At 60.5% G+C, this 14419-nt stretch carries 9 protein-coding genes, 1 tRNA gene, 1 rRNA gene and 1 pseudogene; 3 read left to right on the top strand and 9 right to left on the bottom strand.

Annotated elements, in window-relative coordinates:
• Positions 1-31: 31 nt before the first annotated feature.
• Positions 32-1564: ribosomal RNA gene (locus B0B13_RS04580) — 16S ribosomal RNA — on the bottom strand.
• 1270 nt (positions 1565-2834) lie between these two features.
• Between B0B13_RS04580 and B0B13_RS04575 the strand changes: the two genes are divergently transcribed.
• Entirely contained in the window at positions 2835-3170 is a 336-nt protein-coding gene (locus B0B13_RS04575) for an AfsA-related hotdog domain-containing protein (protein WP_076794671.1), read from the top strand.
• Between the two features lie 467 nt (positions 3171-3637).
• Here B0B13_RS04575 and B0B13_RS04570 read toward each other — a convergent pair.
• The 6 genes from B0B13_RS04570 to B0B13_RS04545 all read right to left on the bottom strand — a co-directional run bounded on the left by B0B13_RS04570 (position 3638) and on the right by B0B13_RS04545 (position 10332).
• Positions 3638-3716 (bottom strand) — tRNA-Ile (locus tag B0B13_RS04570).
• Positions 3717-3745: 29 nt separating this feature from the next.
• The gene (rpoD, locus tag B0B13_RS04565; RefSeq protein ID WP_076785150.1) at positions 3746-5947 is read right to left on the bottom strand and encodes an RNA polymerase sigma factor RpoD; all 2202 of its coding nucleotides are present in this window, start codon (positions 5945-5947) and stop codon (positions 3746-3748) included.
• Positions 5948-6208: 261 nt separating this feature from the next.
• The gene (gene dnaG / locus B0B13_RS04560; protein ID WP_076794669.1) at positions 6209-8113 is read right to left on the bottom strand and encodes a DNA primase; all 1905 of its coding nucleotides are present in this window, start codon (positions 8111-8113) and stop codon (positions 6209-6211) included.
• A gap of 16 nt (positions 8114-8129) precedes the next feature.
• The gene (locus B0B13_RS04555) at positions 8130-8579 is read right to left on the bottom strand and encodes a GatB/YqeY domain-containing protein (protein ID WP_076794666.1); all 450 of its coding nucleotides are present in this window, start codon (positions 8577-8579) and stop codon (positions 8130-8132) included.
• A 219-nt stretch (positions 8580-8798) separates the two neighbouring features.
• Complete coding sequence (rpsU, locus tag B0B13_RS04550; protein WP_013434742.1) at positions 8799-9011, bottom strand: 30S ribosomal protein S21; 213 nt, start codon at positions 9009-9011, stop codon at positions 8799-8801.
• 106 nt (positions 9012-9117) lie between these two features.
• Positions 9118-10332 carry a BaiN/RdsA family NAD(P)/FAD-dependent oxidoreductase gene (locus tag B0B13_RS04545; protein WP_076794664.1) on the bottom strand — a complete coding sequence of 405 codons (1215 nt, stop codon included), beginning with the start codon at positions 10330-10332 and terminating at the stop codon, positions 9118-9120.
• A 154-nt stretch (positions 10333-10486) separates the two neighbouring features.
• Between B0B13_RS04545 and tsaD the strand changes: the two are divergent.
• A pseudogene (gene tsaD / locus B0B13_RS04540) lies at positions 10487-11503 on the top strand (tRNA (adenosine(37)-N6)-threonylcarbamoyltransferase complex transferase subunit TsaD); the annotation flags it as partial.
• Between the two features lie 112 nt (positions 11504-11615).
• Entirely contained in the window at positions 11616-11759 is a 144-nt protein-coding gene (locus B0B13_RS18305) for a hypothetical protein (RefSeq protein WP_170872376.1), read from the top strand.
• Here B0B13_RS18305 and folE2 read toward each other — a convergent pair.
• Positions 11756-12565: a GTP cyclohydrolase FolE2 gene (folE2, locus tag B0B13_RS04530; RefSeq protein ID WP_076785154.1), complete on the bottom strand. Its 810-nt coding sequence runs from the start codon at positions 12563-12565 to the stop codon at positions 11756-11758. The two genes, B0B13_RS18305 and folE2, sit on opposite strands and share 4 nt — an antisense overlap.
• Positions 12566-12700: 135 nt before the next feature.
• A partial coding sequence (gene dxs / locus B0B13_RS04525; RefSeq protein WP_076794656.1) for a 1-deoxy-D-xylulose-5-phosphate synthase occupies positions 12701-14419 on the bottom strand: 1719 nt, incomplete at its 5' end.

Below are 14419 nucleotides of genomic sequence, written 5' to 3'. Positions count from 1 at the left end.
GAGTACTTGAAGCGCAGACTTCTTGCTCCAGAAAGGAGGTGATCCAGCCGCACCTTCCGATACGGCTACCTTGTTACGACTTCACCCCAGTCATGAATCCTACCGTGGTGACCGTCCTCCTTGCGGTTAGACTAGCCACTTCTGGTAAAACCCACTCCCATGGTGTGACGGGCGGTGTGTACAAGACCCGGGAACGTATTCACCGCGACATGCTGATCCGCGATTACTAGCGATTCCAGCTTCATGCAGTCGAGTTGCAGACTGCAATCCGGACTACGATCGGTTTTTTGGGATTAGCTCCCCCTCGCGGGTTGGCAACCCTCTGTTCCGACCATTGTATGACGTGTGAAGCCCTACCCATAAGGGCCATGAGGACTTGACGTCATCCCCACCTTCCTCCGGTTTGTCACCGGCAGTCTCCCTAGAGTGCTCTTGCGTAGCAACTAAGGACAAGGGTTGCGCTCGTTGCGGGACTTAACCCAACATCTCACGACACGAGCTGACGACAGCCATGCAGCACCTGTGCGCCGGTTCTCTTTCGAGCACCCCCACCTCTCAGCAGGGTTCCGACCATGTCAAGGGTAGGTAAGGTTTTTCGCGTTGCATCGAATTAATCCACATCATCCACCGCTTGTGCGGGTCCCCGTCAATTCCTTTGAGTTTTAATCTTGCGACCGTACTCCCCAGGCGGTCAACTTCACGCGTTAGCTACGTTACTAAGGAAATGAATCCCCAACAACTAGTTGACATCGTTTAGGGCGTGGACTACCAGGGTATCTAATCCTGTTTGCTCCCCACGCTTTCGTGCATGAGCGTCAGTATTGGCCCAGGAGGCTGCCTTCGCCATCGGTATTCCTCCACATCTCTACGCATTTCACTGCTACACGTGGAATTCTACCTCCCTCTGCCATACTCTAGCCTGCCAGTCACCAATGCAGTTCCCAGGTTGAGCCCGGGGATTTCACATCGGTCTTAGCAAACCGCCTGCGCACGCTTTACGCCCAGTAATTCCGATTAACGCTCGCACCCTACGTATTACCGCGGCTGCTGGCACGTAGTTAGCCGGTGCTTATTCTTCCGGTACCGTCATCCAACCTAGTTATTCGCCAGGCCGTTTTCTTTCCGGACAAAAGTGCTTTACAACCCGAAGGCCTTCTTCACACACGCGGCATTGCTGGATCAGGGTTGCCCCCATTGTCCAAAATTCCCCACTGCTGCCTCCCGTAGGAGTCTGGGCCGTGTCTCAGTCCCAGTGTGGCTGGTCGTCCTCTCAGACCAGCTACAGATCGTCGCCTTGGTAGGCCTTTACCCTACCAACTAGCTAATCTGCCATCGGCCGCCCCTTGAGCGCGAGGCCCTTGCAGGTCCCCCGCTTTCCTCCTCAGAGCGTATGCGGTATTAATCCGGCTTTCGCCGGGCTATCCCCCACTCTAGGACACGTTCCGATGTCTTACTCACCCGTTCGCCACTCGCCGCCAGGCCGAAGCCCGCGCTGCCGTCCGACTTGCATGTGTAAGGCATGCCGCCAGCGTTCAATCTGAGCCAGGATCAAACTCTTCAGTTCAAACCTGTTACTTGTTCGGGCCCCAAAGGACCCTGTCGCTCAACTCAAAACGTTGACAGGTTTCGATTCTCTCAAAACCTACCTTCATTTCGTATGAGACTTAATGATTCTTTCGCATCGCCCCACCCGGCTTTTACCACCCGGGCGCAGCACGCCTGCACCATCAAGTACCCACACTTATCGGCTGTTACTTGTTAAAGAGCATCGCAACCGCTTCGCCTCAACCTAGCCGGCCTCGGCCCCCGCATCGCGTCGCTGCATCAGCAGCAGAGAAACGAGATTATGAACACAATCTTGCGAAGCGTCAACAACTTTTTTACCACCCCGGTGCGATGCTGATCGCCTCACACCCCGTTGCCCACCCCGCCCGCTGCGTTTGCTCCTTCAGCGGCCCCGCTACTGCCTGCAGCGAGGGTGCGAATCATAGGCCAATAGCACGCTCACCACAAGAGCTAGCAAATATTTTTTTCAGCGTCCCCCCTTTTTGTCGCCTTGCGCGCCCCTCCCGTAGCACAACGCCCCATACCCCCGCCCCAGCACGCCGCTTGCCTCCCCATTTCATGCGGCGGCGCAAACTGGGGCAGCCATCGCACCCCAGACATTCGCTGCTATTGCACGTTTTGCTGCCGCCACGCGGGCATCGCGCTGGGTAGTCCTGATGGCATGTGCGAGTGTTTGCGCTCTTGTTGTGGGTGCCACGCTCCGTGGCGAAGATGTGGTGGCTGTGTTCAATTGCTGTATCAGGTTACCTTCGGGCCCGGCCTTGGCCATCGAGTCACGATCTTGGATACGCCGGGTTTCGTGCGTGGTGAATTCCTCGCTCAGCAACCGTTTCGGGCCTTTCCAACATTGAGCTGCCCCTTGCTCGAGACGTTTCAGTGTGGCGCCTAGCGCTTCGAGCGCGCGCAGCATGCACAAGCTGACAAGATAACGCCGGATGCGTTCCAGTATCGAGGCCGATACGCTGTTCTGAACGCCACGCTTGACTACGTGCCCCATTTCCCAGCCATGGTTGTGATCGTGCAGTACGCACGCAACATCTTTTCGCCAAACGTGCGCGCTAGTGTTCGATCAACAAGAGCCGGTTAGTAACGCAGGGACGTACGGTATCGATGTTAGGCACATCGTCCGTTATACCTTCGGCGGACGCGCTGCCCAACGCGTAGTTGCACGAATTAGCTTAATGCGCTAGTTCATCCCGCATTGGCCGACGCAGCTGTGCCTACTCCCTTACAGATACTGATCCCATTCCTGTAGTAAAGACCTTCAAATGAATAACAACGTCCCGCGCCTCCCTTTGGATGAGCGTTACGAAATCGATAGTGCTAGCCGGCGCCGGTTGCAGCGTCGTCTGGTTCATAAGTCGGAACTCAGACATGTTTTCGTGGAACGAATAATTCCGATACCGGCTGCCGGAGATGGGCAGGATCGGTTCGTTGCTCCATTGATCATTGAACCAGACCATCCGTTTTTCTTCGAGCATGAAATCGACCATGTGCCGGGCCTGATGCTTGTCGAAGCAACGCGGCAAGCCTGCACTGCAGTGTCTCACATGTTCTACGAGGCTCCTTTTGGGATGGCCTTCGTGCTTGACAATTTAACGTGAGCTATGCGCGTTTTGCCGAACTATCCGCTCCGTTTGCCATGCATTTCACGGTGGTTGAGAAATACTATCGCAAGCGGTCACTGTCGAGCTTACAGGCACACACCGAGTGACACCAGGCCGGGCTACGAGTTGGCACAATGGATGTGCGGCGGAGCTTCATACAACCCGCCGTATTGGCACGCCTGCGGCGCACCAGCACAATAAGCGTCGGCCTCCCTGTGTAATGGCGGCAGGCTGGAGGATGTCCCTATGCCTTTCCTCAACCGTTCAGGGCTGACTTGAATTGGTAAATTTGTCATCGCGCAGCATGGCGGACAGGACCTCGCGCATCAATCACATGCTAGCACGCAGCACTACGCTTATCTGGCCACAGAAACTTTAAGGAATGCCATCACGCGGATCGGACAAAATTTCTCTACCATAAAAAACGCGGGCTGCGTGACATGCGCGCAAGCCCGCGTAGATATTGGTGGGCCTCCCGTGAGTCGAACACGGCACCAACGGATTATGAGTCCGCTGCTCTAACCAAGCATGAGCTAGAGGCCCGAATCAATCATTATGAGGCAAAATGAAGCTCAGTTGCCTTCAAGGAACGACTTCAGCTTATCCGAGCGGCTCGGATGTCGCAATTTGCGCAACGCCTTCGCCTCAATCTGTCGGATCCGCTCGCGCGTCACGTCGAACTGCTTACCGACTTCCTCGAGCGTATGGTCCGTGCTCATCTCGATACCAAAGCGCATCCGCAATACTTTTGCTTCGCGCGGCGTCAACGAGTCTAGCACGTCCTTCACAACGTCTCGCATACTCGCGTGCAATGCCGCATCGGCCGGCGCCACCGTATTGTTATCTTCGATGAAATCGCCCAGGTGAGAATCGTCGTCGTCGCCGATCGGTGTTTCCATCGAAATCGGTTCCTTCGCGATCTTCATGATCTTGCGGATCTTGTCTTCCGGCATCTCCATTTTTTCGGCGAGCGTGGCCGGGTCCGGCTCGAGCCCCGTCTCCTGCAGAATTTGCCGTGAGATCCGGTTCATCTTGTTGATCGTCTCGATCATGTGGACCGGAATCCGAATCGTGCGCGCCTGGTCCGCGATCGACCGCGTAATCGCTTGACGAATCCACCACGTCGCATACGTGGAGAACTTGTAGCCCCGCCGATATTCGAACTTGTCAACCGCCTTCATCAGGCCAATATTGCCCTCCTGGATCAAATCCAGGAACTGCAAGCCACGGTTCGTGTACTTCTTCGCAATCGAAATGACCAGCCGCAAGTTGGCCTCCGTCATTTCGCGTTTGGCCTGCCGCGCCTTGAGCTCGCCAGCCGCCATCTGGCGGTTGGTTTCCTTCAAGTCCTTCAGTGGCAACACGACGCGCGCCTGTAAGTCAATCAGACGCTGCTGCTGTTCGCGAATCGCCGGGATATTGCGCTCGAGCACCGCGCTGTACGGATGCCCCTCGACGACGATTTGCTCGGCCCAGTCTAGGTTGGTCTCGTTACTCGGGAAGCGCGAAATGAATTCTGCGCGCGGCATCCCGCACTTGTCGACGACGATATGCAAGATCTGGCGCTCCACTTGACGCACCTCGTCAACCTGCGCGCGTAACGTATCGCACAGCCGCTCGACCGTGCGGGCGGTAAACCGGATCGACATCAACTCGGCCTGGATCGCCTCTTGCGCCTTCAGGTATGACTTGGACTTGTAGCCCTCCTTCTCGTACGCGCGACGCATTTTGTCGAACCACTCACTGATTAGCGCAAAGCGCTCCAGCGACGCACGCTTTAGCGCCTCGAGCTGCGCGGCGCTGGCCGCGGCCGCTCCTGCCCCTTCGTCCTCTTCTTCCTCTTCCTCGTCACCTTCGTCGGCGTCGTCGGCTTCCGACTCGATCTCGTCCGCATCCGACGCGCTAAAGCCGTCCGCATCCTCCGCGCTCGGATCGATTAGGCCATCGACCAGTTCGTCCACGCGGATTTCATCGTTGGCGACCCGCTCGGCCATCGCAAGGATGTCCGCGATCGTCGTCGGGCACGCCGAAATCGCCTGAACCATGTGCTTTAGGCCGTCTTCGATACGCTTGGCGATCTCAATTTCGCCTTCCCGCGTCAACAGTTCGACAGTGCCCATCTCGCGCATGTACATGCGCACCGGGTCGGTCGTACGGCCAAATTCGGAGTCCACCGTCGACAACGCGACTTCGGCCTCCTCTTCAACCTCGTCGTCGGATGACACCGACGGCGCGTTGTCGTTGAGCAGCAGCGTTTCCGCATCGGGCGCCTGTTCATAGACCGCCACGCCCATGTCGTTGAACGTGCTGATGATGCTCTCGATCGCCTCGGTTTCCGCGAAATTGTCCGGCAGGTGATCGTTGATTTCAGCATACGTCAGGAAGCCGCGTTCCTTGCCCAGCTTGATCAGCGCGCGCAGCTTCGAGCGGCGCTCCTCGAGCTCCTCGGCGGTACCCGGCTGGTGAGACGCGAACGCCTCCTTCAGCAGCGCCTTTTCCTTGGCCCTACGATCGCGCGCCTTGATCTTCTCGCCACCCTTCACCGGCGCGGCCGAGCCGGCCGACTCATCGACTTGGCCCGCTTCCTCATCAACTGGTACTTCGTTCAGCTTTTTCGTCATGGATGTCGCCATTACGGCTCTGGTCTCGACTTGCGGCTCTTCGACGGCCGCCGCTTCAACCGTGGATACTCTCTCAGTGCGGCTATCCGGCTGCTGCCCGGCGGCCGCGACCTGCCGACTTACCCGCTTCGGGAACTTCTCGGCCGCGCACATCACGAGCCTGCTCGACGGACTTCGCCATCGAGCAGGACCGCGTCGTCGCTTCCCGCTGGCCGGATCGCGCGATGTTCGCCGGCGCGCCACATGCGAGAAGGGGCCTGTTTCGCCGCGGACCGGTCGCCTTTACCGTCACCGACCTGCGCTTCCGACCTAATCCAACCCCTTTTTCCGCTTGGTCTTTGCCATGGCAATTCCGCTCTATTCGACGTCGCCCGGAAACAACTCCGCTGAAAACCTTCAATTATAGCACGGTGGTCAAGCCCCTCCGCCAAGCACCGATGCCGCGACCCGACGCTTCAGTTCCGCACGCCGCTGCGACAACTCGGCAAACTCCCTGGCCTGCTCTCCTTCCAGTTTTGGCTGCCGAGACAAAATTTCAAGTCGCTCGCAGCAAGCGTCATAACGCATCTTCGCGACAACCGCCCTGACTTCGTCAGCCGCGATCCGCTCCTGCTCATCGCGCCGCTGCGCGCTGTCGTCGTCCGGCGGCGCATGCAGCAAATCACGCACGTTTTCATCATAGACCAGAATTTCCCGGAAGATTTCCTCATACGTCGGCGCATTCGGAGAATTAAGCAGCAAGTCCTTTAGCAGCCGATACTCTGCCGCGTCCCCCAGTTGCCGCGCATGCGCGATCGTCTCGGCAAACAAGGCCCCCTGCCGGGCAAGCGTGGCCAGCGTGTCGCAATCCTGCACATCGAGCATCGCGACAATGCGCGGATACATGATTACGTTGCGTAGTGCTCGATGCTCGTGGCCGGTGACGCGACGACGATCGGCACGTGCCGGCGTACCGCGCACCGCGGGCGCGGTGCGCGAGCCGACTTCGCAGAACTGCGCCACTTCTTCGACGGGCGTCGAGAGCCGATCCGCCAGCATGTGCAGAATCTGAGCCCTCAGCGCGTTGGGCGGCAGTGCCTGCAGCAGTGGCTTGGCGTCATATAAGGCCTTGGCTCGTCCTTCCGGCTGGTCGATCTCCTTGTCCGCCAGCACCTCGTTGAGCAGGAACTGCGACAGCGGCATTGCCCGCCCGATTTGGTCCGCAAATGCCTGCACGCCGTGCTCACGGATATAGCTGTCCGGATCGTGCTCCGCGGGCAGAAACAGAAAGCGAATCGTACGATTGTCCGCCGCGTGCGGCAAGCACGCGTCCAACGCTCGCCGCGCGGCACGCCGCCCCGCCGCGTCACCGTCGAAGCTGAAGATCACCGTGTCGGTCTGCCGCATCAGTTTTTGGACATGCACCGGCGTACACGCGGTGCCCAGGGTCGCCACCGTGTTCGGAAAGCCCAACTGCGCCAGTGCAACGACGTCCATGTAACCTTCCACGACCAGCACGAAACCCTTCTCGCGGATCGCAAGACGTGCCTCGAATAGGCCGTACAACTCGGTTCCCTTGTTAAATAGCGGCGTTTCCGGCGAATTCAAATACTTCGGCTCGCCGCCATCGAGCACGCGTGCGCCAAAGCCGATCACCTGTCCGCGTACGTTACGGATCGGGAACATGATGCGCTGGCGAAAGCGATCGTAGCGGCGCGCTTCGCCGTTGCTCGACATCTTGTCACTGACAATCACCAGACCTGCGTCGAGCAGCGCATCGTCGCGATAGTTTGCGAATGCTGCCTCGAGGTTTTGCCAGCCATCCGGCGCATAGCCCAATCCGAAGCGCAGCGCGATTTCGCCGGTCAAGCCCCGCCCCTTCAGGTACTGGATCGCGTCCGGCGCGCCCCGAAGCTGCTTGCGATAGTAGTCGGCCGCGATCTGCATGATGTCGACGAGCGCGCGCGCCGTGCCGGGATGGGCAGGCGGCGGATCGGTACCGTCCCTCAATCCGGGCGGGCTCCCACCGCCATATACACCCGGCGCGGGTTCGTGTGGAACGGTGAGTCCAACGGACTGCGCCAACTCATCGACAGCCTCGGGAAACGTCAAGCCGGCATGTTCCATCAGGAAACCGATCGCAGTGCCGTGCGCGCCACAGCCGAAGCAATGGTAGAACTGCTTGGTCGGACTGACGGTGAACGAGGGACTCTTTTCGTTGTGGAACGGGCACAGCCCACTGAAGTTCGCCCCGCCCTTTTTCAACTGCACGTACCGCCCCACCACGTCGACGATATCGACGCGGTTTAGCAGGTCTTGCAGGAACGAGTGCGGAATCACGGTCGCCCTGGCAACGCTACTTCGCCGACAAGGCCGCCTTCACTTGCGCGGAAACCGTCGTCATGTCGGCACGGCCCGCGAGCCTGCTCTTGAGCAATGCCATGACCTTGCCCATGTCCTGGGGACCGGCCGCGCCCGCTTGCGCAATCGCGTCCTGCACCTGCGCGGCGACGTCGGCCTCGGACAGCTGGGCAGGCATGTACTGCTGCAGCACCACGAGTTCCGCCGATTCCTTCGCGGCCAGGTCCTCGCGGCCGGCGGACTGAAACTGCGAAATCGAATCCTTGCGCTGCTTGATCAACTTGTCGACGACCGTCACGATCGCCGTGTCGTCCAGCGCCGTGCGCTCGTCCACCTCACGCTGCTTGATCGCAGCTAGCAGCAGGCGGATGGTTGCGAGCCGCTCGCTGTCGCGGGCGCGCATCGCAGCTTTCATGTCATCATTGATACGGTCTTTCAAGCTCATGCGTATTGCCATCAACGGCCCAGGTTCGCCTATGGAACTGTGACATGCAGTAACCGACGTTTAACACAAAAACCCGCTTGGGACACGATCCACAAGCGGGTCTGCGCAGCAACGCGGGTCCCATCAGCGCCTGCCACAGCAGTAGCCCTGCACGCACACGCGGTGCAGGTTCACGAGATGATCGCGCCAACCCGGCTGCCGCGCCGGCGCGATACTAGATCAGTAGAGCTTCTTCGGCAGCATTTGGCTGCGCAAACGCTTAAAATGGCGCTTGACCGCCGCCGCCTTTTTCCGCTTGCGCTCCGCGGTCGGCTTCTCGTAAAACTCGCGCGCACGCAATTCGGTCAACAACCCGTTCTTTTCGATCGTGCGTTTGAAGCGGCGCATCGCGACTTCAAAAGGCTCATTCTCTTTAACGCGAATCGTCGTCATGTCCAGTCGAAGGTATGAAAAAAGGGACACATCCCACCAACATACACCAAAGGTGTGCCAGTATAGCAGATGTGCGTGCAGACAATTCTGCGCCCTCAGCGTCCGGCTAACGTTGCGCAACAGCGGCAGCAGCAGCCTGGCCCGCCGCGACACCGGATGACCATGCCCACTGGAAATTATACCCACCCAGCCATCCGGTCACGTCCACCGCCTCGCCGATGAAGTATAGGCCCGGCATCCGCTCGCTCATCATCGTGGTCGACGATAGTTCACGGGTGTCGACGCCACCACGCGTGACCTCGGCCTTGCGAAAGCCTTCGGTGCCGCCCGGCGTCAACGTCCATTGCTGGAGCCCGCTGGCCAGTTGACGCAGTGCCTTGTCAGCAATATCGGCCAGCCGCGCCTGGGGCGGGAGGTGGTGCTGGATCGCCCAGCACTGCGCAAGCCGCACCGGCATCCATTCAGCGAGCTGGTTCGCTAATTGCCGGCGCGACGCGGCTTTTGCGTCAAGCAGTGCGCCGGCCACGTCAAACGACGGCAATAGGTCGATCGACACCGCATGCCCTGGGTTCCAATAGCTGGAGATCTGCAAAATACCGGGGCCGGACAGTCCGCGATGCGTAAACAACAGGTCCTCGACGAACTCGGCACGCCGCTGGTCGCCGCCTGTCGATACGCGTGCCGTCATCGATATCCCGGCCAGCATCGCATACGGCGCCCAGCGTGCGGCGGAGAAGGTCAACGGCACCAGCGCTGGACGCGGCTCGACAAGCTTATGACCAAAGCGTTTAGCGAGCCTATACGCGAAGTCGCTCGCCCCAATCTTCGGAATCGACAGCCCGCCCGTTGCCACCACGAGCGCCCGTGCGCGCAGCGCGCCGGCATGCGTGCCCAGCACAAACCCCATCGTATCGACAGCCACGTCCGCAACCTGCAATGGATGGCGCCACGTGACACCGCCGGCGCTGCATTCGCGTTTGAGCACGTCAATAATCGTCTCGCTCGAGTCATCGCAAAAAAGTTGCCCCTTGTGCTTTTCATGCCACCGAACACGATGGGCGCGCAACAGTGCTAGAAAATCCTGCGGTGTATAGCGGGCGAGCGCGGAGCGGCAAAACGACGGGTTCTCGGACAAGTAGTGGGTCCAGTCCGCATACAGGTTCGTGAAATTGCACCGCCCGCCGCCGGAGATCCGGATTTTTTCAGCAACGCGCGGTGCGTGATCGATCAGCACGACACGCCGCCCAAGCTGGCCGGCCACAGCCGCACACATCATGCCGGCAGCGCCGGCGCCAATTACGGCGATATCGAAGTGTTCCATGGCGCGCATTCTACCGACTTGCCAGCTACGTTAGCGGCCGCACTGTTATACTAATTGATTGCGTTGCGGGGGTCATGCGCCGTGCCAGCCATCTGGCAAGCCGGTGGCGCAAACGAAGTCGCATCCGGCTCGATCACCTTTTTGTCCGATTCTCATGCTCGTCCTCGGTATCGAAAGCTCATGTGATGAAACCGGGCTCGCGCTGTACGACAGCCGGCGCGGGCTACTTGCACACGCACTGCATTCGCAAATCGCCATGCACCGCGACTATGGCGGCGTGGTGCCAGAACTCGCGTCACGCGACCATATTCGGCGCGCGCTGCCACTGCTTGAGCAGGTGTTGCAGCAGGCCGGGGTGGCGCGCACCGCAATCGATGCAATCGCATTCACGCAGGGGCCGGGGCTCGCCGGTGCGCTACTCGTCGGAGCCAGCATCGCGAATGCGTTAGGGCTGGCGCTCGGCAAGCCGGTAATCGGCATTCACCATCTCGAGGGACACCTGCTGTCGCCGTTGCTCGCACAAACGCCACCGCCCTTTCCATTCGTTGCGCTGTTGGTCTCCGGTGGCCATACGCAACTGATGCGGGTAGCCGATGTCGGCGACTACCAGACGCTCGGCGAAACACTGGACGATGCGGCCGGTGAAGCGTTCGACAAGACCGCAAAATTGCTCGGACTGAACTACCCGGGAGGCCCGGAAGTTTCGCGGCTGGCCGAGTTCGGCACGCCTGGCGCCGTCGAATTGCCCCGCCCAATGCTGCATTCGGGCGACCTAGACTTCAGCTTCAGTGGATTGAAAACAGCGGTTCTCACGCATCTGAGCCGAATCGGCTCGAACGCTTGCGAACAGGCAAAAGCCGATTTGGCACGCGGCTTTGTTGATGCCGCCGTCGACGTACTGGTCGCGAAAGCCGTTGCCGCCCTCAAGCGCACAGGCATGACGCGGCTCGTCGTGGCCGGCGGGGTCGGCGCGAACCGCCAGTTACGCGAAGCGCTGTGTGCCGCTGCCGCCAAGCGCGGCTTCGACGTGTACTATCCCGACCTCGCACTATGCACCGATAACGGCGCGATGATCGCGCTCGCGGGCGCACTACGCCTGCAACGCAATCCCACGGCGGCCAATACGTCGTATGCGTTCACTGTTAAGCCGCGTTGGGACCTGAGTGCCATCACGATCCTGGACAACAACCAGCGTAGCGCCTCGGCCACTGCCGACGTCACACCACGGCAGCCACCGGCATAGCCTTGGGCGCAGGGGCCGGTACAGCGTTCGCCGTGCATCCGTGAACCTTCGTCCCGCGCCGCATTCGTGGCGCGAGTTCACCACCGACGCGACGCACGCCGTGCCACGGGCGTCCGATGCCCGAGTCGATGTCGATGTCGATGTCGATGTCGATGTCGATGTCGATGTCGGGCAAGCAGGCTAGCCGGAAAGCCGCTTGTCGTGCTCGATCAGCGCGTACGCACTGTGATTGTGGATTGATTCGAAATTCTCGGCTTCGAGCACATAGGCGACGATCCGCGGATCGGCATTGAGCCGCTGCGCAACATCGCGCACCAAGTCCTCGACGAACTTCGGGTTGTCGTACGCCCGCTCGGTGACAAACTTCTCGTCGGGACGCTTCAGCAGCCCCCACAACTCACACGATGCCTCTTCCTCGGCCATCCGCACCAGGTCCTCAACCGGCACGTCATCGGCCAATTCGGCGGCGATCGTCACATGTGAACGCTGATTGTGCGCGCCATACTGAGAGATCTTTTTTGAGCACGGGCACAGGCTGGTCACCGGCACCAGCACCTTGGTGAATAGGCGTGTGGCACCGTCGCGTGCGTCGACACTGAGCGTCACTTCATAGTCAAGCAGGCTTTGCACACCGGATACAGGCGCCGTTTTCCGGATGAAATAGGGAAATGTGACTTCGATTCGACCCGCCGTGGCTTCGAGCTTCTCGAGCATGGTCGCCAGCATAGCGCGGAAATGCGCGATGTCCAGCGGCGTCTGCGCTTGGTCCAGCAGCGCGATGAAGCGCGACATGTGCGTGCCCTTCTGCTCGGCAGGAAGGTGCACGTTAAGATTCCAGGATCCCACTGTCGGTTGCACATCGCCTTGCGCAGTCCTCACCGTCAGCGGATGGCGTACCGCTCTGATGCCGACTCGCTGGATCGGGATCTGCCGGGTATCCGGCGTGCTCTGCACATCAGGCATCAAAAAAGCGGGATTCATCTGGTTCATTGGCATTCCTTGACACCGGCGCACGCCTCAGTTCATGGCGGCACCGGAGCGCCAGCACAGGCGGCCCGGCCGGATGGCCCATGCCGCTCGTGCAGATTCTACATGAGAAACAGCAACGGCCGTTGCGGTCACGGCCTATGCGACGAGCTTGGTCGTTTTCGCGTTGCCATCGTGCTTTTGCCGTTCCACGGTTGACAAGCGCTCGCGGATCGCGCTGGCAATTCCCGCCGCATCCAGACCGCATGCGGCAAGCAGCTTCGCCGGATCGCCATGGTCGACGAAACGGTCGGGAAGGCCCAATTGTAATACCGGTCGGTTTACCCCTACCGCCTGTAGGGACTCGATGCACGCCGAGCCGGCGCCGCCCATCAATGTTCCTTCCTCGACGGTCACGAGTAGCTCATGCGTGTCGGCGAGCTGCCGCACGAGCGCCTCGTCCAGCGGCTTCACAAAACGCATGTTCGCCACCGTCGCGTCGAACTCCTGCGCCGCCGTCAGGCTCGGCGTCAGCATCGAGCCGAACGCCAGGATCGCCACCCGGTGGCCGGCCGGCGCATGCGACTGCCGTCGGATCTCCCCCTTGCCCACCGGCACTGCGCTCAGCCGCTTTTGCGGGGCCACTCCAGGCCCCGTACCCCGCGGATAGCGCACCGCGCTCGGCCCGTCAAGCTGCAAGCCCGTGTGCAGCATCTGCCGGCACTCGTTCTCGTCGGCCGGCGCCATTACGACCATGTTCGGGATGCAGCGCAGGTACGCCATGTCGTAGGCGCCCGCATGCGTGGCCCCGTCCGCGCCCACCAGCCCCGCGCGGTCCAGCGCGAACATCACCGGCAGGTTCTGCAACGCCACGTCATGGATCAACTGGTCGTAGCCGCGCTGCAGAAACGTCGAGTAGATCGCCACCACCGGCTTCAACCCTTCGGCCGCCAACCCGCCGGCGAAGGTCACCGCGTGCTGCTCGGCAATGCCCACGTCAAAATAGCGTTGCGGGAAGCGCTGCTCGAACTCCACCAGCCCCGAGCCCTCGCGCATCGCCGGCGTGATGCCCACCACCCGCGGGTCCAGTTCCGCCGCATCGCACAGCCATTCGCCGAAGACCTTGGTGTAGGTTTTCTTAGCGGCGCCGCCAGGCTTGATGCCCTCATCCGGATTAAACTTGCCCGGACCGTGGTACAGCACCGGATCGGCCTCGGCCAGCTTGTAGCCCTGGCCTTTTTTCGTCACCACGTGCAGGAACTGAGGGCCACGCAAGCCACGGATATTCTGTAGCGTTGGAATCAGCGAATCGAGGTCGTGTCCATCAATTGGACCGATGTAATTGAAGCCAAATTCCTCGAACAGCGTCGCGGGCACCACCATGCCCTTTGCATGCTCCTCAAGCTTGCGCGCAAGCTCCAGCATCGGCGGCGCGTGGCGCAGCACCCGCTCGACGCCTTTTTTCGCGGTCGCATAGAACTTGCCTGACATCAGCCGCGCGAGGTACCGGTTCAGTGCCCCAACCGGCGGCGAAATCGACATGTCGTTGTCGTTCAGGATCACTAATAACGGGATGTCCTCACACACGCCGGCGTTGTTCAGTGCCTCGAATGCCTCGCCGGCGGTCATCGCACCGTCGCCAATTACCGCGATCGCATACCGGTCTTCGCCCTTGAGTTGACTGGCAACGGCCATGCCCAGCGCCGCCGAGATCGACGTGCTCGAATGCGCAGTGCCGAAGGTGTCGTACTCCGATTCGCAACGGCGCGGGAAGCCCGAGATGCCGCCAAGTTGGCGCAGCGTGCTCATCTGGTCCCGCCGTCCGGTCAAGATCTTGTGCGGATAGGTCTGATGGCCGACGTCCCAAACGATCCGGTC

Origin of the sequence: Burkholderia sp. b14 (genome assembly GCF_900156195.1) — a bacterium.
GTDB lineage: Bacteria > Pseudomonadota > Gammaproteobacteria > Burkholderiales > Burkholderiaceae > Mycetohabitans.
This window is presented reverse-complemented; position numbering and strand designations above follow the sequence as displayed.